The organism is Streptomyces sp. NPDC046303 (assembly GCF_055588085.1).
This window is the reverse complement of the sequence record NZ_JBVJFA010000030.1, coordinates 18255-40800: the sequence shown is the minus strand read 5'-3', so window position 1 is coordinate 40800 and position 22546 is coordinate 18255. Positions and strand designations below refer to the sequence as shown.

Below are 22546 nucleotides of genomic sequence, written 5' to 3'. Positions count from 1 at the left end.
CCTGTCCGTCCGTGCCGCGCCAGCCTATGACGGACGCCCACGTCCTGTCGTACGGGCCGCCCCGGCGCCACACCGCGGCCGGTGCAGGTCCATCCGGAACCCTGCGGACAGGCCCGACGAGCGCAGTCGACCGTGCCCCCTGTGCCCCTTGACCAGCGGTATCGACGGAGGGAGGCTGTATATGTACAGCATAAACGGATGGTGTCCGCATACACCCTGAGCGCGGTTACCGCAACGCGCCTCTGTGATCGTTCAGACAAGTGAGTGGTCGCCATGCGACGCACGAATACCTGTACGCATCCCTGCCCGGCCCCACTGGCCCCCGACGCGCTGGCCCAGCTCTATGCCGAATACCTGGACCTGATGCAATCGGGCCGGCTGCCGAGTTACACCACCTTCGAGGACTACTACTACACCTGGCGCTCCACCCGGCGAGCCGAAAAGCTCGTCGGTCTCGACGACGGCGCCGTACGAGTCGAGCCGAGTGCCGACCGGCAATTGATCACGAGGCCCGACAAACGGCTCAAGGGTGTCGTCAACACCCTCGTACTTCTCGTCGACTTCCCTGACAAGCCGCACGAGCCGAGCCACAGCCCGGGCCATTACGAACAGCTGTTGTTCAGCACGAACTCCCTGCCGACCGGCAGCATGCGCGATTTCTACCGCAAGATCAGCGGCTTCGACGCGTTCGGCGACCACGGCATCGACATCCAGGGCGAGGTCCACGGCTGGTTGCGGATGCCGCAGCCGCATTCCTTCTACGCCGACGGCCGATCGGGACAGGGTGACTTCCCCCGCAACGCTCAGGGCATGGCCCGGGACGCGGTGACGCTGGCCAAGGCCGAAGGCATCGACTTCAGGCCCTACGACGTGCTGGACGAGGACACGGTCACCGCGCTGTTCGTCGTGCACTCGGGGCCCGGCACCGAGCGGACCAAGAGCCGCCACGATATCTGGAGCCTCAAGTGGGGCATTCCAGGAGGCGTCACCGTCGGCCCGGGCCTGACCGTCGAGACGTTCCTGACGGTGCCCGAGGACTGCGCGATGGGCTTGTGCGCCCACGAATGGGGCCATTTGGCGGCGCGGTGGGCCGACTACTACGACACGGGCCGGCTGCAGGCGACCAAGTCGAACGGCCTGGGCAACTACTGCCTCATGGCGGCCGGCAATTGGGGCAACTTCGGCCTCACGCCGGTGTTCCCCAACGGGATGCTCCGCATGTTCCACGGCTGGGCCAGTCCGAAGCGCATCACGAAGACCGCCAAGGACGTCGTCCTGGGGCCGGCCGCGGAGGGCGGTGACATGCTCTTCATCCAGAACGCGGCCACGATGACGGAGGTGCAGTACATCCTCGTCGAGTACCGGCGCCGCCGGGGACAGGACGCGTTCCTGCCGGACGCAGGAATCGCCGTCTACACGGTCGACGAAGACATCCGGAACGTCAACGAGGAGGACCTCCTCGCCATCGAGCTGCTGCAGGCCGACGGAAGGCGCGATCTGGGCGCGGTCTTCAGCCAGGGCAACCGGGGCGACTCGACCGACCTGTATCCCTCGCTGGGGAACAGGACCATCGGCAAATCGACGACCCCGGCACTCAACCTGCCGGACGGGAGGTGGTCCGGCGTCACCATCGAGGTCGAGGGCGAACCGGACGACGACGAGATGGCCGTCGACATCCACATGGAGTGAGACCGACGGCCGCCCGCCGCCCGCCGCCCGTCACGGACCGGGGGATCTTGATGGTCAGCCCGCCGCGGGAGGTCCCTCCTCGGGGTAGCCGGTCACCACGAGGTTGCCGTCCGGGGTGCGGCGCGCGCGGTGGCCGGTGCGGACGTAGCCGTCGGCGGTGAAGGAAGCTGCGTTGTGGCCCGGCGCCCGGTAGTAGCCCCGCAGGGTGTACGGGCCGCGCGCGAGGAGTTCGCCGGGCTGTCCGTCGGGCACGTCCTTGCCGTCGGCGTCCACGAGGCGGATCTCGTCGTCGGGCGAGAGCGGGCGGCCGTGCGTGGTCAGCACGGTCTCGTCCGGGTCGTCGGGCCGGGTCAGGGTGAGCAGCCCCTCGGCCGTGCCGAAGACCTGTTGCGGGCGGCAGCCCCATTCGGTGCGGAGGCGTTCGGCGGTCGCCCGGTGCGGGGGCGCGCCGCCGATCTGCACGAGGCGCAGGCTGCTCACGTCGGCCCGGACCGCGGGAAGTGCGTCGAGCCAGGATGCGGCGACCGCGGGCACCACCGACGTGATGGTGACCCGCTCCCGTTCGATGACCGGAAGACATGCGCCGGGTCCCGGGTCCTCGGCCAGGACGACGGTGCCGCCGACGGAGAGGGTGCCGACGATGCCGGGGCAGCCGAAGGCGAAGGTGGACTCGGCGGGCAGCGCGGCGAGGTACACGTCGTTCTCGGTGAGGGACACCAGCTCGGCGGCGGCCTGCGCCTGGTAGGCGTAGTCGTTGTGGGTCCGCGGAACCAGCTTCGGCGCGGTGGTGGCACTGCCTGTGCCGGAGCCGGTGCCGGAGGGGAGGAGGAACGCCACCTGGTCGGCGCTCTGCGCGAGCGGCGGCTCGGGCGGGGCGTCGAGGGAGCCCAGCGGGCTGTACTGGCAGCCCGCCGGATCGGTCGTGAGGCCGCCGTACGGGGAGGAGGTACCGGGCTCCTCGAAGGTGAACACCCGTCGCAGGAACGGCCCTTCCGCCGCGATGTCCGCCACCATCGCCGTGTGGTCGAAGCCTTGGTACACCGAGGGGCCGACGTAGCCGACGGCCTGGGTGAACCGCACGAGGGGGGACACCTCGGACGCGCGGTGGGAGACCGGGCAGAACACGGGGACCAGGCCGGCGCGCATCAGCGCGAAGACGGTGATGACGAACTCGGGGACGTTCGGCAGCTGGACGACGACCCGCTGCCCGGGCCGGAGGCCGCGCAGCCGGAACCCGGCGGCCATGCGGTCCACGCGCCGGTTCAGGGCCGCGTACGTGATGCGGGTGCCGCCGTGCACGAGTGCGGTCCGCGGCCCGAACTGCGGCGCCCAGCCGCGCAGCAGGTTGTCCAGCGTGTTGCCGCGCCAGTGGCCGGCCGCCCAGTAGCGGTCGACGGCCTCCTCGGGCCAAGGCGTGCAGCCGTCGAGCATGGATGTCATTCGCTTCCTTCTGTGCCGGCTTCCGACTCCAGTGCGCAGCGCGCAGCGCGGAAGCGACCCCGCCGTCTTGATCTTGGCAATCCAATCCACCGGCACGCAGGCGCGCAATGTGCTGTCCGAACCAGGGACGCCGGATTTCCTCAGCAGAACGACCAAGGCGCGCCCCTGACCAGGGGGAATGACGTCCAGCCGCCGACCTCGCCAGAAATAGTAGCCATGTACATAGTAGCCATGTACTCTATATCTCATGAGCAAGGCTTCACCGGGCTCGACGCCCGGCTTCCTGGTATGGCGGCTCGCCAACAAGTGGCGCGTCGCGGTCGATCGCGCGGTGGCTCCGCTGGGCCTCACGCACGCGCAGTACTCACTCGTCGCGTCGCTGTACGGGATGCAGCGCGCCGGCGAGCGGCCCAGTCAGCGCCGACTCGCCGACCACACCGGCCTGGAGGCGCTGTACGTCTCGAAGCTGGCGCGCGCCCTGGAGTCGGCCGGTCTGATCGAGCGCACCCGCGATCCCCGCGACCCGCGCGCCGTACAGCTCGCCCTCACCGAGCAGGGCCAGGCCGTCACCCGGCGGGCCATCGGTGTGGTCCAGGAACTGCTCCAGCAGTTGCTGGAGCCGCTCGGCGGCCTCGACGCCGCGCGGACACGCGCGTTCACCGACGAGCTGACGGCCCTGCTCGACGCACCTCTCGCTCCCTCCGTACCGCACGACGAGAGCACTCAGGAGACAACACCATGACCACCGCTGCTTCCACCACCGCTGCTTCCGCCGCCGCCACCGCACCCGTCGCCGACTCCCGCGCCCTCGGCCTGGCCCACTACGCCGCCCGCGGAGTCCTGGAGCACGTCCTGGCCCGGCACGGCATCACGTTCCCGCAGCAGATCGCCCTGCGTGCCGCGGTCACCGCCGACGCCCCGCTGTCGCCGGACGATCTCGTCACCCGGGTCGAGGGTTCCCTCAAGGCGGATCCGGCCGACATCCGCGCCGCTCTGGACGCGCTGCTGGACCGGCATCTGCTCGCCGTGGAAGGCGCGCACCTTCGCCCCACGGACGCGGGGCGGGAACTGCTCGCCGCCGTCGGCGCCGAGACCGCCCCCGTCAGCGCCCGCATCTGGGGCGGGATCCCCGCCGAGGACCTGGCCGCCGCCGGGCGCGTCCTCGCCCTGGTCACCGAACGCGCCGACGCGGAGCTCGCGGCGCTGAACCCCTGACCGGCGGCCGGGCTGCGGCTGCAGCCACTGGCTAAGATGCCCGGCGGGACGGAGCCGTAGCGCAGAGGTCGTCGCGCGCGGTCTCCACAACCGCGAGGACGCCGGTTCGAATCCGGTCGGCTCCGTCCTCACGATCGGTGCGTTTGACGACGGCCCGGGACGGGGCTGCACTGGATTCATGGACGCTGCGGCGACTCCGTCCTGAGGAGAGCAGCGATGACCGCCACGGAAAGCTTCAGCCTGCTACAGCCGTACAAGATCGCCGAGGAGACGTTCGTCATCCCGTGGGCCCTCGAGGCCCCACCGGTAGGCCACTTCCCGATGAATTCGATGGTGATCCGGGGAGCCGAACCGGTCCTCGTGGACACCGGCGCGCCCGCAGTGCGCGCCCAGTGGCTGGAGGCAGCCTGGTCGGTCGTGGATCCTCTCGACGTACGGTGGATCTTCCTCACCCACGACGACCGCGACCACGCCGGCAACCTCCTGGCGGTCCTCGCGGAATGCCCGAACGCGACGCTGCTGACGACATGGTTCTCCATCGGTCGCATGGCCGAGGAGTGGGAGACTCCCATCAACCGGTGCCGCTTCATGACCGACGGCGACACGATCGACGCGGGCGACCGCACCCTGGTCGCCAAGCGACCACCCCTGTACGACAACCCCACGACCCGCGCGCTCTTCGACTCGAAGACCAACGTCCTGTGGGCCGTCGACACCTTCGCCACGAACGTGCCGACCCCCATGCCCGAAACAGCAGCACTGTCGCCGGACGAGTTCCGCGACGGCCAGTTCTTCGGTGGAAGGCTGGTCTCCCCCTGGGTCGCCCTGGTGGACGCCCAGAAGTTCGGGACCGTCGTCACCGGCTTCCAACACCTGAACGCCGAGGTCATCGCCGGCTGCCACTGCCCCGTCCTGCGCGGCCGCCAGATCCCCGAGGCCTACGACCTCCTGCGCCGGCTCCCGGAACTCCCACCGTGGACGGAGTTCACCCAGTCCGACCTGGACCAGTGGATGGCCGTTGCCGAGAGCTCGGTTCCGCCGGAGCAGCCGCGGCCATCGGGGACGTGAGCGGCGCCGCCGCGCGGCGTCGGCATCCGCTGCGCGATCCGGGTGCGATCAACCGCTACGGCCGCCCGGCCGTGCCGCGGCGCCGCACACCCGGGCTTCGAGCCGGTGCGCCGCGGTGGTCAGCTCGCGCAGGGTGCCGAAGGGCACCACCGCCGCCCGGGTGGGGACGCGGACGCCGCCCGTGAGGGCGAGCCGCGTGCCGGTGCCGTCCGGCGTCGGGGCGGCCGCGACGCCCACGATCAGGAACCGGCTCTGCAGCCAGCACCAGCCGGGCCGGCGGAAGCCCCGTAGCCGTGCCCGGAAGCCGTACGTGCTGCGGGCCGTCGCCTCGACGCGGTCGCTGTCGCTGTCGCCGTCGATGACCCGCACGCGGATCCGGTGCAGATCGGGGAGGAAGTCCAGCTGCGCCATCACCGGCCACACCTCCTCGAACGGTGCCGGGACCACGTGTTCGGCGACGCGGGCCCCGCGCACCGCGGCCGCCATGACGTGCAGCCGCCGTACGGGGTCGATCTCGGTCTCGGTCATGCGAACCACGCCTTCCTGAAGCTCGTACGGGCCCGGTGCAGCCGGGATTTGGCGGTGCCGACCGGCACACCGAGCAGGGCCGCGGCCGCCTCCTCGTCCAGGCCCTCCACGTCCCGCAGTACCAGCACCGCCCGGTGTTCGGGCGAGAGCCGCGCGAGGACGTCGTCGATGTCCGCCGCGAGCTGCGGATCCCCGGGCCCTGGCAGGTCCACCGGCGCGGCCGGCCGGGCGCGCGCGGCCCGCCGGGCGGTCCGCACCGCCTCCCGGACGGCGATCGCCCGCACCCACGCGTACAGCGCCTGCGGATCCTTCATCGACCGCAGCGACCGGAACACGGCCAGGAGGGTCTCCTGGGTGGCGTCCGGCCCGTCGTCCAGTGCGATGGGACGGCAGATCCGGGAGATGTACGGGGTCAGGTGGTCGAGGAGTTCGTGCAGCGCGAGGGTGTTCCCGGCGCGGGCCGCCCGGGCCAGCGCCACCCCCCGCTCCCATCCGTCCCCGGTTGGCGGTTCGTTCACCTCAGGAACTCTTCCATGGCGGCGTTCACCCGGTCGGGGCAGTCCAGCATCAGCGCGTGGCCGCAACCCTCCAGGGCCGACACCGGTGCGTCCGGGAGGAGTTGGCCGAAGCGGGCGGCCTGCCGGGCGGGGAGCACGGAGTCCTGGCGGCCCCACAGGACGAGGACCGGCTGCCGGGTCTCCGGCAGGGCGGCCTCCGTCTCCCGCCAGTCCAGGCCGCGCTCGAGCCGGTACACGGCACGCCGGTTGGTGTCGCGCGTGCCCGGCGCCCAGGCGGCGTCCACGATCGCGTCCGTCACCTGCTCCGGGTGCCGCTGGGCGTACGCCAGGGCCCAGCCCCCGCTCCACGAGTTTCCCGGCGAGCGCGGTCCGCTGGATGCCGGTGGCTGCTCGCGCCAGGCGAAAGTCCAGGACGAGCCCGGAGAGAGCAGGACGAGCGGTGTGCCGCCGGAGCCCTGCTGCGTGGAGTGGAAGCGGGCCACCGCGGTCTCCACCCACCGCGCGTCCGCCGGGGCGGTGTGATCCCGCCGCTCCGCCGGCTGGTACCCGTACGCCGTCCCCGCGAGCAGGGCCACGACGGCGACGGGCAGCGCGAGGAGCCTGCGGGGCAGCGGATCGAGCAGCCCCGTCGCCGCGATCCAGGCGAAGCCGAGGCACAGCGGGGTCCACAGCAGCAGGTTCAACCAGGAGAACGCCGGCCCGGCGGCCCCGTCACCGGCGCCGGACACCCACAACAGGCCCAGCAGCCCGCGCGCCAGCAAACCGGCGGTGACCGTCCAGGCCGCGGCGGCGGCGAACCACCCGCCCCGCCCGCTCCCCCGCGCGAGCAGCACGGCGGAGGTCGTGAGCCCGACCAGCGCGAGCGGGAGCACGACGCGCGGCGCGAAGGACACCTCGCCGCCGATCACGGCCAGGGACAGCGCCCGCTCGTCGGCGGCGGGCCAGGTCAGACCGGTGGCCCAGTACAGGTGCACGAGACCGTCGACGGCGAACAGGGCGGCGAGCGCCCTGCCGGCCCGGCGGCGGCGAACAGGATCGACCACGGAGACTCCCAGGGGTGTGGGTCGGAGAACCAACACCCGAAGGAGGGGGCGCACCGGGAGAACGTTCCCTGTGCGCCCCGTCACACCAACGGGCCGGCACCAGACGGACATCGGGCTCGCCGCGCGCCGATGGGCCCGCGTATCCGCGGCCGACGGTCCGTCAAGATCAGCCGGATGGGAGACTGTACGGCCGTGCAGAGAACAGAGAGGACGGACACCATCGTGCGACGGCGACCGCGACTGCGACCGCAGCGCTCGGGCCTGGCGTCCCTGGTCATGGCGGTTTCACTGATCACGGCGTCGGCGACGGCCTGCGCCCATCCGCTGGAGGACCTCGGCCCCCTGCCCCCGCGTTTCTCCGGTCCCCTGCTGCCCGCGGACACGGTCGTGTCGGAGATGACGTCGATACTGGCCGCGGAGGGCATCACGGTGGAGAGGGAACCCTCGAACGTACGGGGCAGGTGCGTCGAACGGCTCTCGGGACGGCATGCGCCGGAGACCGTGGACGCCGCCCTGAAGGCAGCCTTCGCACGGGCCCGTTCCGAGCACGGCTGGCAGGCCGGCCCTGACATGGGCGGCGAAACGCTGACCCTCAAGAAGAGCAACTGGACGGCCATGGCCGGCTTCCCGGGCACGCCGGCGCAGGGGCTCCAGGCGCCGGTGGCCGTGTCGCTGCTGTGCCTGGACGGCGATAACTCGTCCACCCCCACGACACCCACGACACCCACGGCACCCACCCCCGCGTCATCCTGAGGCGACTCCGGGCGTGACCCTCCGTCCGGCCGGTCGTTGAACCGGGCGGTCAGCGAAGTGACAGCACGAGGCCCCGGGACGCGCGTCCCGGGGCCTCGTGCTGTCAGCACCGTCGGCCGGGGGCCCGATGGCGGCGCCGCCCCGTCACCCGGGGAGGCGGAAGCCGTTGAAGAGGTCGTCCATGCCGCGCAGGGCCAGGGGGGCGGGGGTCGCACGGACGGCGAGGTCGCGGGCCGCCGCCGCGAGCGGGTTGCGCAGGGTGCCCAGGCGGCCCATCCGGCGGGCGCGGACGCGGATGGCGTCGGTGCGGTCGCGGCGGGCGGCGGTGTACGCGGCGAGGGCGGCCGGGACGGAGCCGGCGCCGGCTCCCCCCTCTCCGGCGTCACCGGCGTCACCGGCGTCTCCGGCGGGAAGCAGGTGGGCGAGGACCACCGCGTCCTCGATGGCCTGGCAGCCGCCCTGCCCGAGGTTGGGGGCCATCGCGTGGGCGGCGTCGCCGAGCCAGGCGATCCGGCCGTGGTGCAGGCGCGGGAGCGGGCCGGCCAGATCGTAGAGGTCGTTGCAGAGGAGGTCGGCGGGGTCGAGGCGGTCGATCCGGTCCAGCAGGGCCGGTATCGGGTCGTGCCAGGAACCGAACCGGCGGCGGAGTTCGGCGCGGGCGTCGGCTGCCCGGACGCCGGCCGGACCGACTCCGGTGGCGTACAGGTAGTACCGGCCGTCGGAGAGCGGGGTCACGCCGAACCGCTCCCCCCGGCCCCAGGTTTCGCTCATCGCCGGTATCCGCAGGTCCGGGGCGTCCACGACGGTCCGCCACGCGGTCTCGCCGAGGTAGTGCAGGCCGGGGTGGCCGGGGAAGTACGCGCGGCGCAGCGGGCTGTGGATCCCGTCGGCGGCGACGACCAGATCGGCCGGAAGGCCGGGGCCGGAGGCCGTACGGACGGTCGGGCGGCCCGCGGCGTCGTCGACGCCGGTCACCTCGGTCCCGTAGCGGAGGGCGTCCGGCGGCAGCGCTGCGGCCAGGGCGGCGGTGAAGGCCGGGCGCGGGACGGCGATCGGCGGCATTCCGTAGTGCGCCGCCATGTCCGCGGTGGCGACCCGGCTGAGCCAACGGCCGTCGGAGCGGCGCAGACCCATCGCGGCGGGTACGGCGCTGCCGGCGGCGTGAGCGGCGTCCACGCCGATGGCGTCGAGCGCGCGCAGGGCGTTGGGGGCGAGGCCGATACCGGCGCCGGTGACGGGAAGTTGGGGAGCGCGTTCGCAGACGGTGACCCGCCAGCCCCGGCGGTGCAGTGCGAGGGCGGCCGTGAGGCCGCCGATTCCGGCCCCGGCCACCACCGCGTGACGTATCGGCATGGAACACCCTTCCTTTCGGTTCGAGCACCTTCGTACAGCCACAAGACCCAGACTCTACAGCTGTAGAGTCCGAGCCTCTACAACTGTAGAGCCGAGGTGTCTCCGGGGACGAGGCGGGGGACCAGGCGGACGTACGCGACCATGCCGAGGACTTCGACGAGGGTCTGGGTGACCACGACGACCGCGGCGACGGCGAGGGCGTCGGGCAGGGCCAGCGCCAAGGGCAGCACGACGAGGGAATTGCGGGTGGCGCCGCTGAAGACGATCGCGCGCCCGGCCGGGGCAGGGAGCCGGAACAGGCGGGCCACGGCCTTCCCCGCGAAGGCCATGATCACGAGGAAGGCGGCGTAGAAGGGCACGACGGCGGCGACATCGCCGAGCCCGTTCCCGATCGCGGGGACCTGGGAGGCGACCACGGTCAGCAGCGTCGCCGCCATCAGCGGCACCATCGTGGTGCTCGCGACGTCGGCGGCCTTCCGCCCCGCAGGGCGGCGCGCGGCCCACCCTTGCAGCGCCCAGGCGAGGGCGAGCGGGAGGACGATCAGTGCGACGAAGGCCTCCACGAACGGTGCGACGTCCACGACCTCGGCCAGAGAGGGGCCCATGAACAGGTAGAGGAAGCCCGGGAGCAGCAGCATCTGCGCGGTCAGGAGGAAGGGGGTGGCAGCGAGCAGGCGGCGGCTGGAGCCCCCGGCGAGCCCGGAGAAGACGATCACGTAGTCCACGCACGGGCACATCAGTACGAGCAGGACCCCGACCCGGACGGCCTGGTCCGCGGGGAGGAAAGCGAACATCGCGGCCACGACCAGTGGCACGACCACGAAGTTCACCACGAGGGCGGCGGCCAGGAAGCGCCCGTCACGCAGGGAGCGGACCAGCTCGGCGGCCGGGACCTGGAGGAAGGTGACGAGCAGCAGGGCACCGAGGACGGGGTTGATCGCGTGTGCCAGCCCCGGACCGGCGGCGGGCGCGAGCCGGCCCAGCAGCGCGCCGGCGGCCATCGCGGCAAGGTAGATCGCGACCTGGTGGTGTTCCATCCGCTCGGCCAGGCCCCGCGGTCCCCGCTCCGACACTGCGGTTTCTCCCTCGTACCCACGCGGCGGTCCGCCCCGCCGGCAGCCGCCCGCCCATCCTCACAGGTCACGGGCCGTGCCCCGGTACCGCGACGGGGACCGGCCGGTGCCGTCCCGGTCTGGCGCTCCGAAGAGCTCGGCCAGCATCCCGGCGGCGCTCTCGGGTGCGCGCACGTCCAGCCGGAGGGCGGCGGGAGTCAGGTGCAGGGTGAAGTCGAAGAAGGAACAGCAGTCCTGCTCGGCCGCGGCGAGCTCCGCGATCCGTCCGGCGAGCTCGGCGTCCGGCGGGAAGAACAGCCCCAGTCCGTCGGCGGTCTCCTCACGACGGTCGGCCTTCGCGACCAGCGCGCGCCATTCCTCGGCACGCGCGCCCAGCTCGGCGCCGCCGAGCGCGCAGACGACCGGGGCGTCCCGCCACGCCTCCCCGCCCGGTTCCGGCTCGGGTGCACGGCGGGTCGGTGCGAGCGCGACCGGCAGCGGCACCGACACCGGACCGGCCGGGCCGGAGGCGGTGGTACAGCCGCAGTCCGGGCCGCACCCCCCGGCCGGCGCCGGACCGGACATCGCGGTGCGCACGGCGGCCAGGCGGGCGGAGAACGCGCGCAGCTCCGCGATCCGGCGGTCCGTGTCCCTGATCCGGTCGGCGAGCAGGGGCAGCATCCGGGCCCGCACCGAGGCGCAGACGCCCTCCTCGCGGACGTCCAGGAGTGCGCGGATCTCCTCCAGCGCCAGGCCCAGCAGCTTCGCGGAGGCGACGAACTCCAGCCGCTCCACCGCGTCCTCCCCGTACACGCGGTATCCGGACGCGGTCCGCTCCGCCGGCAGCAGCCCGGCCGTCTCGTAGAAGCGCAGCGTCGTCGCCGGAACACCGGCGCGTTCGGCCAGCTGCGATATGCGGTAGGTCGTCACACCACCGACGGTAGACCTTCCACCCGACTCGAAGGTCAAGCGCGGTCAGAGCCCACCGCGCGGATCAGCGGTCGGCGGTCGGCGGTCGGCGGTCGGCGGTCGGCGGTCGGCGGTCGGCGGTCGGCGGTCGGCGGTCGGCGGTCGGCGGTCGGCGGTCGGCGGATCAGTCGAGACCCCGGCCGTGGCGGAACCGGCCGAGCGCGTCCGTCAGGTCCACCAGCGGGTCCGGGTAGTCGATCCCGGCACGCTCGGCGCCTGCGAGCTTCCACGGCTCGTGGACGTACGGGACGGGCAGGCCGGCGAGTTCGGGGACCCAGCGCCGCACGTAGGCACCGTCCGGGTCGAAGCGGCGGGCCTGCCTGAGCGGGTTGAGGACCCGGTTGGGGCGGGTGTCCGTACCGGTTCCGGCGACCCACTGCCAGTTGAGCTGGTTGTTGGCGAGGTCTCCGTCGACGAGCAGGTCGAGGAAGTGCCGCGCTCCGATGCGCCAGTCCACGTACAGCGTCTTGGTCAGGAAGCTCGCGGTCAGCAGCCTGGCCCGGTTGTGCATCCAGCCCTCCTGGCGCAGTTGGCGCATGCCCGCGTCGATGACCGGGTAGCCCGTGCGGCCCTCGCGCCAGGCCTGGATCTCCTCCGCCGCGTCCCGTTCGGTGCGCCAGCGGTCGTGGCGGGGCCGGTAGTCCGCGGTGGCGGTGTCGGGGCGTGCGGAGAGCACTTGGTGGTGGAAGTCCCGCCAGCAGATCTGGCGTACGAAGGCCTCCGCTCCGGGGCCGCCCCGCTGACGGGCGCGCCGGACGATCTCGGCGGCCGAGACCGTGCCGAAGTGCAGGTGCGGGGAGAGCCGCGAGGTCGCGTCGGCGGCCAGGACGTCCTGGGTGTCGGCGTACTGCCGGATGCCGCCGCCCAGCCAGCGGGTGAGCAGCGCCCGGCCCTCGGACTCACCGCCGCGGGCCAGGAGGGCGGAGACACCCTGGACGGCGGCCCCCGCGGGCAGGTCCTGCGAGGCGATCCCCCGGGGAACGGGCACGCGGCGCGGTGCGGCCGCCTCGGCCCGGAGCGGCAGCCCGGCCCAGCGCCGGAAGTACGGGGTGAAGACGGCGAAGTGGTCGGAGCCGGCCGGGGTCGCCGCACCGGGAGCCACGGCGGTGACGACCGTGTCGTGTACGTACAGCCGCCGGCCCTCCGGCTCCAGGGCAGCGCGCAGGCGTGCCTCGCGGGCATGGGCGTACGCGCTCGCGCCGGCGGCCATGTGGACCTCCCGGGCGCCGGCTTCGCGCGCCACCGCAGCCACCTCCGCCACCGGGTCACCCGCCCTCAGGACCAGCCGGCCGCCGCGGGCGCGCAGCCCGGCGTCGAGATCGGCGAGGCAGTCGGCGAGGAAGGCCTGCCGGTTGGGGGCGTCGAAGCCGGCCGCCCCGATGCGGCTGTCGCGGACGAACAGCGGCACCACCTCCTGCGCGGACGAGAGGGCGGCGCGCAGGGGCGGGTGGTCGTGCACGCGCAGGTCGGAGGTGTAGAGGACGATCGCGACGGTCATGGGGGCGCACTCCGCATCGGTAGGACGGCTGCCGGCCGTGGGGTGTGCCGCGCCGAGGGCGTGCCGGATGTCCCCGGACGCCCCTCACTCTCCGTCGGGCGTGGGAGGACCGGTGTCGGTGCGTTCGGCGGCCCGGGTGATGTTGCGGGCCATGCCGCCGAAGACCAGGGCGTGGAAGGGGGCCACGCTCCACCAGTAGAGGTGGCCGAGCAGCCCGTGGGGATGGAAGAGCGCGCGTTGCCGGTAGGACGCGCCGCCCGGTGCGGAAGGCCCCGGGTGCGGGTCGGCGTACATCTCCAGCCAGGCCAGTCCCGGTAGCCGCATCTCCGCGCGCAGCCGCAGCAGCCGGCCCGGCTCGATCTCCTCGACCCGCCAGAAGTCCAGCGAGTCGCCCACCCGCAGCCGGGACGCGTCGCGGCGGCCGCGGCGGATGCCGGCTCCGCCGACGAGCCGGTCGAGCCAGCCGCGGACCGCCCACGCGAGCGGGAAGGAGTACCAGCCGTTGTCGCCCCCGACTCCCTCGATGATCTTCCACAGGGCCTGCGGGGAGGCGCTGGTGGCCCGGGTCCGGTGGTCGGTGTAGAGGCTGCCGCCCGCCCAGTCCGGGTCGGTGGGCAGCGGATCGCTCGGCGCGCCCGGCAGGGAGGCGCTGGACCAGCGGGTGGTCACGTTGGCCTCGCGGACCCGCTGGAGGGCCAGGGCGAGCGCCCGGTCGAAGGGGATGGGGGTGCCGGGCGGGTCGGGTACGTAGCGGGCCACGTCGTGCTCGTCGCAGACCACCTCGTGGCGCAGCGATTCGGCGAGCGGCCGGGCCAGGCCGCGCGGGACCGGGGTGACCAGGCCGATCCAGTGGCTGGACAGGCGCGGGGTGAGCATGGGCACCCGCAGGATCAGCCGGTGGGGCAGGCCGGCGACGGCGGCGTAGCGCCGCATCATCTCCTCGTACGTCAGGACGTCCGGTCCGCCGATGTCGAAGGACCGGTTCACGTCGGCGGGCATGGTCGCGCTGCCCACGAGGTAGCGCAGGACGTCGCGGACGGCGATCGGCTGGACCCGGGTGCCCACCCAGCTCGGGGTGACCATGACCGGGAGCCGCTCCGTCAGGTAGCGCAGCATCTCGAACGACGCGGAGCCGGAGCCGATGACGACGGCCGCGCGCAGCACCGTCGCCGGGACCTCGCCCGCCAGGAAGACCTCCCCGACCTCGGCGCGCGAGCGCAGGTGCGGGGACAGGCGGCGGGCCGGCACCCCGGCGGGCACCAGCCCGCCCAGGTACACGATGCGCCGTACGCCCGCCGCACGGGCCTCGTCGGCGAACGTACGGGCCGCCGCGCGGTCCCGCTCCTCGAAGGAGCGCCCGGAGTCCAGCGAGTGCACGAGGTAGTAGGCGACGTCGACTCCCCGGAGGGCGGCGCCGGTCGACTCGGCGTCGGTGACGTCGCCCCGCACGACTTCGACCCGGCCGGCCCAGGTGTGGTCGCGCAACCGCTCGGGGGACCGCGCCAGGCACCGTACGGTGTGTCCCGCGTCCAGCAGCTCGGGCACGAGACGGCCGCCGATATAGCCGCCGGCACCGGTGACCAGGCACGACAGCGGCCCGGGCCGTTGCGTCGGCTCGTTGCCGGGGCGGGCTGCGTCACGGTGTGCGGACATGGACGCCTCCGCTCCGGGCGGCATCGTCCGCGTACCGGTCCGTGTCTGCCCCACTTCGCGCGAGGGGCCCGCGCTCCCGGGGCCGCGGTGCCCTCGCGGAGGCTCCGAGCCGCCCGGCCGCGGCTGCGGTGCTCAGGCCCGCGTCGCCGGGGGCGCGGCTGCGGCCCTCGGCGGCGTCCTGGTGGAGGCTCATTCCGTCAGCGTAGTGGGGCGGCCCGACCCCCGTCGGGAGGCGCACCCCATCGCTCATCGCCACACGACATGTGGCAGCCGCCGCCGCTTGTGACAATGGCCGCATGGCCGGTGCGGGGCCCTCGAGCGGGGGCCGTTACGGTGAGCGGGTCTTCCGTCCCGGGGACCGGGGCGAGGACGACCGCATCGACCTGGGGGCCGTCACCTACGACGAGACGACCATGGCCCGGCTCCGCCAACTCGGCGCGGGACCGGGCTGGACCTGCCTGGAGGTGGGTGCGGGAACGGGCACGGTGGCGCGGCGGCTGCTCGGCGAGGCGGGCGTGGCGCGGGTCCTCGCGGTCGACCGCGACGTACGGTTCCTCACCGCGCACCCCGTGCCAGGACTGACCGCGCTCGAGGCGGACATCACCTCCGAGGACTTCTCCCCCGGACGGTTCGGCCTGGTCCACGCCCGGTTCGTGCTCATGCACCTGCCCGCCGCGCAGCAGATGCTCTCCCGGCTCGCCGGACTGCTCGTGCCGGGCGGGGTGCTGGTGGTCAGCGACGCGGTCGACCTGACCACGGAGTCGGCGGCCGTGACCCCGTACACGCGCGCCATGCGGGCCATGTGGCAGGGGCTGCGCGAGAGCATCGGGACCGACGTCTCCCAGGTGCCGCACCGTACCGAGGGGCTGCGAGCGGCCGGGCTCGAGGCGGTGACGGCCGAGATCCACGTACCCCCGCTCCTGCCCGGCAGCGCGATCAGCCGCTTCTGGGCCGACACCTGGGAACGGGCACGGGCGGCCATGGTCGCGACGGGGCTGGTCGACGACGCCGGGCTCGACGAGGCGCTGCGCTACCTGGACTCGCCCCAGTGCACCGGTCTGTCGCCGGGGATGCTCACGGCCTGGGGGTGGAAGCCCGAGGAGACCCCGTCCGCGTGACGTCCGCGTCTCCCCGGCATGCGGTCAGCCTCCGCCGGCCTTCTCCGGATGCGGGACCCCCCACCCCCGTGGGGGGGCTCCGCTCCTTGGCCGGACGGGGCCTGACCCGCTGCACCGCGGCGTACCGTCCACGACACCTTCGTCCCGGTGACACCGCGCGAGCACGATCAGGACGCTACGGCCGGGAAAGGCACGCGGCCAGGGCCGCACGCGCCACCCAGGGGACCGTGCGCGCCAGTTGGGGACCGTCCGCGCCACTGGGGACCGTCCATGCCACGGGGGGACCTTGCGCGCCATGAGGGGGACACCGGGCGCCGGACCGCGGCGAAGTCCTGGACTTTCAGGCTGGTCTATGCTCAGCCCCTGTGGTCTCGCAAGCACACCGCGGAACAACCTCCTCCGCCCTCACCCGTCTGAGTGTCACCGCCGCTCGTCTGCTCGGCGTACCCGCGCACGGATACGCGCACCTGCTGGGCCTGGCGCCCGAGCACCTCAACGACGACCTCTGCCGGACTCCCGCGGCCACGGGCTTGCGCATCGCGGAACTGACGGCCGCTCACGCTCCGTGGACCGAGCTCTCCGTGGTGCTGGCACGGGAGTCGGGCATCGGCGCCCTGGGGGTCTGGGACTACCTGATCACCTCCGCGCCCACGCCGCTCGAAGGGATCCGGGACGCCGCCGCCCACTTCGCCGTCGTGGCCGACCCCGGCACGGACACCCTCCGGATCACCGAAGACGGCGAACACGTCACCATCAGCCACGTCAACCAGGCCGATCTGACCCACGAGGCGGCGTGCGCCATCCGCGGCTACGCACTCGGCCTGTACCAGCGGCGTCTGAGCGAAGCCGCGCAACGCCGCCTCGTTCCCGTCCGCGTCACGCTGGCCGCCGAGGCTCCCCGCCGGCACGACGCCCTGACCGAGCTGTACGGCACCCGCGCCATCGACTTCGAAGCCCCGGACAGCTCCCTCACCTTCCTCGCCTCCGACGTGAAGGCCCCGACGCCGCACGCCCAGCCCGGCCTGTCGGCGGTGCTGCGAAAGCACGCCGAACAGACCCTTGCCGACGCGATCCCGCTGCACGACTGGCTGGACCTCTTCCGCACCGTCCTGGCCTCCGCGCACGACGGGACGACCCCGTCGCTCTCGGCGGTGGCGCGGCGCATGGCCGTCAGTACGCGAACGCTCCAGCGCCGCCTCGACGAACACGGCACCACCTGGAACAGCGAGGTCGAGTCGCTGCGCCGGGCCCGGGTCACGCGGCTGCTCCACGACACCGACCTCGGCATCGACGCCATCGCCGCGCGGAGCGGGTACGCCGACGCCCGCGCCCTGCGCCGCGCCGTCCAGCGCTGGTACGGCACCACACCCGCCGCCCTGCGCCGTACCGGCCGGCCGGGCCCCGGTCCGACGCATCTCCCGGACGCCGGATAGGGGAGCGCCTGCCCTCACTGCCCCACCCAGACCGCGTGTTTCAGCGGCTCGGGCGCAGGACCAGCCCGTGGTCGCCGTCGACGCGGACCCGCCGGCCGTCGGTCAGCCGCCGCGTCGCGTCGGGTGCGGCCATGACCGCGGGGATGCCGTACTCACGGGCGACGATCGCGGCGTGCGAGGCCACGCCGCCCGTCTCGGTGACGACGGCGGCCGCCCGGCGGAAGAGCGGGGTCCAGGCGGGACTCGTGTACGGCGCGACCAGGACGTCGCCGTTGCGGAGCGCGGCGAACCCGTCCGGGCCGTGGATCACGCGGACCGGGCCCTCCGCGGCACCGGCGCTGCCCGGGGTCCCGCGCAGCAGGACATCGGCGCGGACCGGGCCGAGCGGCCGCGCGGGGGCGGGCGGGACGAGCGGGGTCCGGGCGAGGGCGGCACGGGCGGCCTTGCGGCGGGCCGCGAGCCCGCGCAGTTCGGCGGCGGGTCGGGGCGCGGGCGGCCAGGGTCCGATCCGGTCGAGCTCGTCCATGCGGAGGTGGAAGACGTCCTCGGGGGCGTCTAGTACCCCGGCCGCGACGAGCCGGTGACCCATCTCCAGCAGCGCCCGTCGCATCGCGGGCAGCGGCAGCATCGGCAGGAACCGCGTGTCGTCCCGGATCTGCTGGAACCAGCGCGCCTGCCGCAGCAGCCCGCGGAGCGCCGACCGCAGCGGTCCCGGCGCGCGCTGGAGGAAGGGGTGCCGGAACAGGGCCTGTTCGGCCTGCTCGCCGGGGTGCGGGCCGACCGGCGGCGGGTCCTGGGAGGCGAGGCCCTTCAGCATGCTCAGGACGATGTCCGGTCTGTCGCTCCAGGTGCCCGGCGTGAGCAGCAGCGGGGACGCCGTGTCACGGTGCCCGTACAGGTCGAGGAACCTTTCGAAGTCGGCCACGAAGCCGGGAGCCGACTCCCGCATGCCGTGGTGCAGGGCCTCGTACAGCTCGTCGGCGGTGCGCCGGGCGAAGGCCTCCGAGAGCCCGGTGTCGGCCCGGATGGCGGCCGCCAGGTCTTCCAGGGAACGGTTCGCGGCGGCGGTCAGGGTGTCCACGCCCGACAGCAGCGCCCCCATGAGCCGGCGCCGCCGCAGCGCGGACAGCGCGACGTACAGCCCGGCCAGTGCCAGCAGGGTACGGGGGAAGTAGCGCAGCCTGAGTCCCAGCAACGGCGCGGCGATCCGGGGCCCTTCCGTGAGCAGGGCCGTGAGTTCGGGCCAGGAGCAGCTGCCGGTGTCCCGTCCGCGCAGTTCGTCCGCGCGGCGGCGCATGGCCCCGATGAGCGGATCCGACGCCCACCGGGCGGGGTCGTGGCGGCGCGCCGCGCGTACGAGGCGCAGGGGCGTGGTCACCAGCCGCCAGGTGGGTGCGGGCAGCGGCATGTCCACACGGACCGCCACGCCCGAGTCCTCGATGAAGATCCGGGACGGCGGTGGAGGGGCCACGCCGGTCGCTTCGACCACGGCGTCCTCGAGCAGTTCCAGCAGCGGCGCCAGCCACGCGGTGATGTCGATGGGGTACGGGCGGACCGGCAGGACCTCGCTGAGCATCGCGCTCGCCATCCGCTGGAGCCGGGCGGGGAGGGCCGCCGGCCGTGTGCGCGCGGGGTGCTCGGGCGGCTGGGGCAGTGCGGTGATCGGGCGGGTCTGCAGGACGTACAGGTTCCCGTCGGCCCACGCCCATTCGAGGTCCTGCGGCCGTCCGAAGTGCCGCTCGACGTCTTCGGCGACGCCGATGAGCTGCCGTACCGCGGGCGCGGGCAGCGCGGCAGCGGTTCCGTCCGCCGCGACCTGCTCCGTTCCCCCGCCGGGGCGGGGGCGGACGGCGATGTCGTGGTGGCCGGGGCTGCGGCGGACCGCCCCCGGGCTCCGCGTGTCGACCACGATGTGCTCCGGCGTGACCAGCCCGGAGACCACCGCTTCGCCCAGCCCCGGGCTCGCGTCGATGACCAGCGTGTTCCGGTCGCCGGTGACGGGATCGCAGGTGAATGCCACCCCCGCGTACGCGGCGTCGACCATGCGCTGCACGACGACCGCCATCCTCACCCGCCCGTGGTCGATGCCGTGGCCGGCGCGGTAGTCGACGGCACGGTCGGTCCACAGCGAGGCCCAGCAGCGGACGACCGCGTCGAGGAGGTCCGGCTCGCCGATGACGTTGAGGAAGGTGTCCTGCTGACCGGCGAACGCCGCCTCCGGCAGGTCCTCCGCGGTGGCGCTCGAACGGACCGCGACCGGCCCGCCGCCGAGTTCCCGGTAGGCGGCGCGCACCGCCTCGGCCACGTCGTCCGGGACGCCGGCCTCCACCACGGCCTCACGGACCGCCGCCGGGCCGCCCGCGGCGAGCCGGCTCGGGTCCGGCGGCCGGTACGCCGCCGTGGTGACGACGAAACCCGCAGGCACCGCAAAGCCCGCGCGGACCAGCTCCCCCAGGTTCGCGCCCTTCCCGCCCGCGACCCCCAGGCCGGTGCCGCCCAGCCGCCCCAGCGGGACGACCAGGCCGGCTGCACCCCCCGTACTCGCCCCCGTGCTCGCCCCCGTGTCCATGCCACGCTCCTTCGCCGCGGACGACGGCCGTCTGGACCACCCAGCCTGGCACCTGACCCGGCGGGGCGCTCCCCGGCGGCGACGCGGCTCTTGTGCCGGGGGCGACCCACTCCCCATACTCCCTGCAGCGCCTGTCAGGGACACGTCATCCTTGAACGCGCCTCACAGGGCCCCCACCCCGGGCCCCGACGCTCCGAGGAGGAGATCAGTGAGGAAACCGCGCAGCACGTCCTCCCCCGCAACCCCCGCGACCCCCGGGACCCCGCGCCCCACGACCAGGCGCGCCGCGATCGCCGCCGCGGCCGCCTGCCTGCTGGCGAGCGCCGCGTTCACGATGCCGAGCGCGGAAGCGGCCGCCCCGCGGTCCTTCGGCGCGGCCGAACTCGCCCAGGTCGACCAGGCCGTGCTCGGTACCGATGTCGGCGGCATCGCATGGCACGTGGACGCGGCGAGCGGCCGCGTCACGGTGACGGCGGACAGCACCGTGTCCGAGGCCGGCCTCGCGAAGATCCGGAAGGCGGCGGGCGCGAACGCCGGCGCCCTGCGGATCGAGCGGACCCCGGGCACGTTCACCCGTCTGCTCGGCCCCGGCGACGCCATCTACGGCGGCGGCTACCGGTGTTCGGTGGGCTTCAACGCCGTGAGCGGCAGCACGTACTACTTCCTGACCGCCGGCCACTGCGGCAACGTCGTCACCACCTGGTACACCAACTCCGCGCAGAGCACCCTGGTCGGCCCCACGGTGGGCTCCAGCTTCCCCGGCAACGACTACGCGCTGGTCCGCTACGACAACACCTCGCTCAGCCACTCCGGCGGGTTCACCGCTGCCGACGCCTACGTGGGCGAGCCGGTCAAGCGCAGCGGCTCCACCACCGGCACCAAGAGCGGTACCGTCACCGGCCTCAACGCGACGGTCCGCTACAGCGGCGGCGGCACCGTGCGCGGGATGATCAAGACCAATGTGTGCGCCGAGCCCGGGGACTCCGGTGGCGCCCTCTACGACGGCACGAAGGCGCTCGGCATCACCTCCGGCGGCAGCGGCAACTGCTCGGTCGGCGGCACGACCTTCTACCAGCCGGTCCCGGAGGTCCTCGCCAAGTACAAGGTCACCCTGCTCTGACCTCGCGCCGCCGCGCCGGCGGCGGCCACGGGTGCACCCCGCCGCACGTGCCGCGGTGGGGTGCACCGGCGTCACGCGCCCCCACCAGGGGGCCGTACCGGAGGAGCACTGCCGGCCGCTATGCCGGAGCGTCCGCGAGCAGGGTGTCGGCTTGGTGCACGAACGCCGCGACCTCCGGCAGTCCCCGGTACGGCTCGAACCGCTTGCGCAGGCGCGCGATCCTGCGGAAGGCCCGCGGGGAGTGGAGCTGCCGCGTGAGCCGGACTGCCTCCAGCCCGTGCCGGGCGGCCGCTTCGGGCTCGTGGTTCGTCAGGTCGGCGTGGGCGAGGATGCCGGTGTTGATCGATCGGCGGCGGATGTGGGTGGCGGGCAGGCCGCGCAGGGCGGCCTGCGCGTAGTGACAGGCCTTGGCAGGCTCGTTCAGGTCCCTGAAGCAGTGGGCGAAGGCGTCCGCGAGGTAGGCCTCCTTGAAGTAGCGCAGGTAGGTGGCCGAATCGTCCGCCGGACTCGAACGGTCGAAGTGCTGCTCGGCTTCCGACAGGGCGCGGGCGCAGGCACGTCCGTCACCCATGCGGGCGTGCCCCCGCGCCTCGACGACCCAGGCCACCGCCAGGGCGAGGTGTCCGCCCCGCTGCCGTCCTCCCAGCCGTGCCGCTTCGGCGAGTTGGACCGCCTCGGCAGGATGCTGGGCGTAGAGCGCGAGGTGCCCCATGTGGGTGGCCATGACCTGGGCTCCGTAATCCCGCGAGTCGGCGGCATGGGCCAGTCCGAGGGCCAGGATGTAGTAGCGCTCGGCCAGGTTGAGCTCGTTGCAGTCAATGGCCATGTAGCCGGCGGCCGCCGTGAATTCGGCCGCGGTCTGCAGGAGGGCGCGGCCCACCTCGTCGGTCCGTGACTTCTTGAGCAGCGGGGCGACATCGAAATGCAGATAATTGATCATGTGTCGGCGGATGCGCTGCGCCCCGAACTCGTGGCTGAGCCGCTCGAATTCATTGCCCAGAGCGCGCAGGTGACGTACGTCGGACATGGTGACGCGACCGTCAGTGCCCGCATAACTCACGTCCTCGCGCGGGCCGCCGATCAGCCAGTCGCGGCTGGCGGCCGATACGGCTCCGGCCGCAAAGGCGGAATCGATGAGAAACCCACGACTTTCCACGTCGTACCTCCACAAACGCCGCGCCGTATCGACAGCGCGTTCCGTATTCCTGGGATAGCGGAGGCCGATCGTGTGGTCTTCCGAAACGATGTCCATGCCGAGGTCCTGCGGGGACAGCATCCGGCCGAGGCGCTGGGAGAACACCTGCGCCAGCAGGCTCGGGGTGGGGTCCCTCGGCACCGAACCGGCCAGCCAGCGTGCGACCGCCGTGTGGTCGCATCCCATGCTGAGGCCCTGCGTGGCGGCGAGCTCACTGACGCGCCGAGCCAGACCCTTACGGGAAAACCGTGCTTCATTGATCAGGTCCTGCAAGTTCCGGTTCGGTTCTCGACGAGTACTCATCAGACCCCCGATGCGATTGCTCCGCTCGA

Annotated in this window: 19 protein-coding genes and 1 tRNA gene; 9 read left to right on the top strand and 11 right to left on the bottom strand. The window is 73.5% G+C overall.

Annotated features, from left to right (window positions below):
- Positions 1-273 precede the first annotated feature (273 nt).
- Positions 274-1689 carry a M6 family metalloprotease domain-containing protein gene (locus tag ACZ6I1_RS26795; protein WP_469291302.1) on the top strand — a complete coding sequence of 472 codons (1416 nt, stop codon included), beginning with the start codon at positions 274-276 and terminating at the stop codon, positions 1687-1689.
- 54 nt (positions 1690-1743) lie between these two features.
- Here the strand turns inward: ACZ6I1_RS26795 and ACZ6I1_RS26790 are convergent, their stop codons facing one another.
- Positions 1744-3129 carry a (2,3-dihydroxybenzoyl)adenylate synthase gene (locus ACZ6I1_RS26790; RefSeq protein WP_469291300.1) on the bottom strand — a complete coding sequence of 462 codons (1386 nt, stop codon included), beginning with the start codon at positions 3127-3129 and terminating at the stop codon, positions 1744-1746.
- A 247-nt stretch (positions 3130-3376) separates the two neighbouring features.
- Between ACZ6I1_RS26790 and ACZ6I1_RS26785 the strand changes: the two genes are divergently transcribed.
- The 4 genes from ACZ6I1_RS26785 to ACZ6I1_RS26770 all read left to right on the top strand — a co-directional run bounded on the left by ACZ6I1_RS26785 (position 3377) and on the right by ACZ6I1_RS26770 (position 5412).
- On the top strand, positions 3377-3871 hold the full coding sequence (locus ACZ6I1_RS26785) for a MarR family winged helix-turn-helix transcriptional regulator (protein ID WP_469291299.1): 495 nt from the start codon (positions 3377-3379) through the stop codon (positions 3869-3871).
- A complete protein-coding gene (locus tag ACZ6I1_RS26780; protein ID WP_469291297.1) occupies positions 3868-4344 on the top strand; it encodes a MarR family transcriptional regulator in 477 nt (158 codons plus the stop codon). Before ACZ6I1_RS26785 ends, ACZ6I1_RS26780 begins: the two co-directional genes overlap by 4 nt.
- 50 nt (positions 4345-4394) lie before the next feature.
- A tRNA-Trp gene (locus ACZ6I1_RS26775) sits at positions 4395-4469 on the top strand.
- Between the two features lie 91 nt (positions 4470-4560).
- Entirely contained in the window at positions 4561-5412 is an 852-nt protein-coding gene (locus ACZ6I1_RS26770; RefSeq protein WP_469291295.1) for an MBL fold metallo-hydrolase, read from the top strand.
- A 48-nt stretch (positions 5413-5460) separates the two neighbouring features.
- On the opposite strand, the gene ACZ6I1_RS26765 is transcribed toward ACZ6I1_RS26770, so the two are convergent.
- Genes ACZ6I1_RS26765 through ACZ6I1_RS26755 form a run of 3 tightly spaced genes read right to left on the bottom strand, consistent with a single transcriptional unit; the run spans position 5461 to position 7501 of the window.
- Entirely contained in the window at positions 5461-5940 is a 480-nt protein-coding gene (locus tag ACZ6I1_RS26765; protein WP_469291293.1) for a hypothetical protein, read from the bottom strand.
- Positions 5937-6458: an RNA polymerase sigma factor gene (locus ACZ6I1_RS26760; RefSeq protein ID WP_469291291.1), complete on the bottom strand. Its 522-nt coding sequence runs from the start codon at positions 6456-6458 to the stop codon at positions 5937-5939. Before ACZ6I1_RS26760 ends, ACZ6I1_RS26765 begins: the two co-directional genes overlap by 4 nt.
- Positions 6455-7501: a DUF3995 domain-containing protein gene (locus ACZ6I1_RS26755; RefSeq protein ID WP_469291289.1), complete on the bottom strand. Its 1047-nt coding sequence runs from the start codon at positions 7499-7501 to the stop codon at positions 6455-6457. Before ACZ6I1_RS26755 ends, ACZ6I1_RS26760 begins: the two co-directional genes overlap by 4 nt.
- A 276-nt stretch (positions 7502-7777) precedes the next feature.
- On the opposite strand from ACZ6I1_RS26755, the gene ACZ6I1_RS26750 reads away from it, so the two are divergent.
- On the top strand, positions 7778-8254 hold the full coding sequence (locus tag ACZ6I1_RS26750) for a hypothetical protein (RefSeq protein ID WP_469291287.1): 477 nt from the start codon (positions 7778-7780) through the stop codon (positions 8252-8254).
- Between the two features lie 144 nt (positions 8255-8398).
- On the opposite strand, the gene ACZ6I1_RS26745 is transcribed toward ACZ6I1_RS26750, so the two are convergent.
- From ACZ6I1_RS26745 to ACZ6I1_RS26725, 5 genes are all read right to left on the bottom strand, one after another.
- A complete protein-coding gene (locus ACZ6I1_RS26745; RefSeq protein ID WP_469291285.1) occupies positions 8399-9607 on the bottom strand; it encodes an FAD-dependent monooxygenase in 1209 nt (402 codons plus the stop codon).
- Positions 9608-9684: 77 nt separating this feature from the next.
- Positions 9685-10644: an arsenic resistance protein gene (locus ACZ6I1_RS26740; protein ID WP_469291396.1), complete on the bottom strand. Its 960-nt coding sequence runs from the start codon at positions 10642-10644 to the stop codon at positions 9685-9687.
- Between the two features lie 96 nt (positions 10645-10740).
- Positions 10741-11589, bottom strand: a complete 849-nt coding sequence (locus ACZ6I1_RS26735) for a heavy metal-responsive transcriptional regulator (RefSeq protein WP_469291283.1) — start codon at positions 11587-11589, stop codon at positions 10741-10743.
- A 163-nt stretch (positions 11590-11752) separates the two neighbouring features.
- Entirely contained in the window at positions 11753-13126 is a 1374-nt protein-coding gene (locus tag ACZ6I1_RS26730) for a cryptochrome/photolyase family protein (RefSeq protein WP_469291281.1), read from the bottom strand.
- 84 nt (positions 13127-13210) lie between these two features.
- On the bottom strand, positions 13211-14779 hold the full coding sequence (locus ACZ6I1_RS26725; RefSeq protein WP_469291279.1) for an SDR family oxidoreductase: 1569 nt from the start codon (positions 14777-14779) through the stop codon (positions 13211-13213).
- Between the two features lie 296 nt (positions 14780-15075).
- Between ACZ6I1_RS26725 and ACZ6I1_RS26720 the strand changes: the two genes are divergently transcribed.
- Both ACZ6I1_RS26720 and ACZ6I1_RS26715 read left to right on the top strand, forming a co-directional pair.
- Positions 15076-15897: a class I SAM-dependent methyltransferase gene (locus ACZ6I1_RS26720; RefSeq protein WP_469291277.1), complete on the top strand. Its 822-nt coding sequence runs from the start codon at positions 15076-15078 to the stop codon at positions 15895-15897.
- A gap of 365 nt (positions 15898-16262) precedes the next feature.
- Positions 16263-17330: a helix-turn-helix domain-containing protein gene (locus ACZ6I1_RS26715; RefSeq protein ID WP_469291275.1), complete on the top strand. Its 1068-nt coding sequence runs from the start codon at positions 16263-16265 to the stop codon at positions 17328-17330.
- Positions 17331-17370: 40 nt separating this feature from the next.
- Here ACZ6I1_RS26715 and ACZ6I1_RS26710 read toward each other — a convergent pair whose 3' ends face one another.
- The gene (locus tag ACZ6I1_RS26710) at positions 17371-19899 is read right to left on the bottom strand and encodes a PEP/pyruvate-binding domain-containing protein (protein ID WP_469291273.1); all 2529 of its coding nucleotides are present in this window, start codon (positions 19897-19899) and stop codon (positions 17371-17373) included.
- 289 nt (positions 19900-20188) lie between these two features.
- On the opposite strand from ACZ6I1_RS26710, the gene ACZ6I1_RS26705 reads away from it, so the two are divergent.
- Positions 20189-21019, top strand: coding sequence for a S1 family peptidase (locus ACZ6I1_RS26705; RefSeq protein WP_469291395.1), 831 nt, complete (start codon positions 20189-20191; stop codon positions 21017-21019).
- A gap of 118 nt (positions 21020-21137) precedes the next feature.
- Here the strand turns inward: ACZ6I1_RS26705 and ACZ6I1_RS26700 are convergent, their stop codons facing one another.
- Positions 21138-22487: a transcriptional regulator gene (locus tag ACZ6I1_RS26700; protein ID WP_469291271.1), complete on the bottom strand. Its 1350-nt coding sequence runs from the start codon at positions 22485-22487 to the stop codon at positions 21138-21140.
- Between the last annotated feature and the right edge of the window lie 59 nt (positions 22488-22546).

Coding starts and splice junctions, on each gene's coding strand:
- ACZ6I1_RS26720 (WP_469291277.1), top strand. CDS start 15,076: ATGGCCGGTGCGGGGCCCTCGAGCGGGGGCCGTTACGGTGAGCGGGTC.
- ACZ6I1_RS26725 (WP_469291279.1), bottom strand. CDS start 14,779: ATGTCCGCACACCGTGACGCAGCCCGCCCCGGCAACGAGCCGACGCAA.
- ACZ6I1_RS26765 (WP_469291293.1), bottom strand. CDS start 5,940: ATGACCGAGACCGAGATCGACCCCGTACGGCGGCTGCACGTCATGGCG.
- ACZ6I1_RS26745 (WP_469291285.1), bottom strand. CDS start 9,607: ATGCCGATACGTCACGCGGTGGTGGCCGGGGCCGGAATCGGCGGCCTC.
- ACZ6I1_RS26795 (WP_469291302.1), top strand. CDS start 274: ATGCGACGCACGAATACCTGTACGCATCCCTGCCCGGCCCCACTGGCC.
- ACZ6I1_RS26740 (WP_469291396.1), bottom strand. CDS start 10,644: ATGGAACACCACCAGGTCGCGATCTACCTTGCCGCGATGGCCGCCGGC.
- ACZ6I1_RS26710 (WP_469291273.1), bottom strand. CDS start 19,899: ATGGACACGGGGGCGAGCACGGGGGCGAGTACGGGGGGTGCAGCCGGC.
- ACZ6I1_RS26790 (WP_469291300.1), bottom strand. CDS start 3,129: ATGACATCCATGCTCGACGGCTGCACGCCTTGGCCCGAGGAGGCCGTC.
- ACZ6I1_RS26780 (WP_469291297.1), top strand. CDS start 3,868: ATGACCACCGCTGCTTCCACCACCGCTGCTTCCGCCGCCGCCACCGCA.
- ACZ6I1_RS26750 (WP_469291287.1), top strand. CDS start 7,778: ATGGCGGTTTCACTGATCACGGCGTCGGCGACGGCCTGCGCCCATCCG.
- ACZ6I1_RS26730 (WP_469291281.1), bottom strand. CDS start 13,126: ATGACCGTCGCGATCGTCCTCTACACCTCCGACCTGCGCGTGCACGAC.
- ACZ6I1_RS26785 (WP_469291299.1), top strand. CDS start 3,377: ATGAGCAAGGCTTCACCGGGCTCGACGCCCGGCTTCCTGGTATGGCGG.
- ACZ6I1_RS26770 (WP_469291295.1), top strand. CDS start 4,561: ATGACCGCCACGGAAAGCTTCAGCCTGCTACAGCCGTACAAGATCGCC.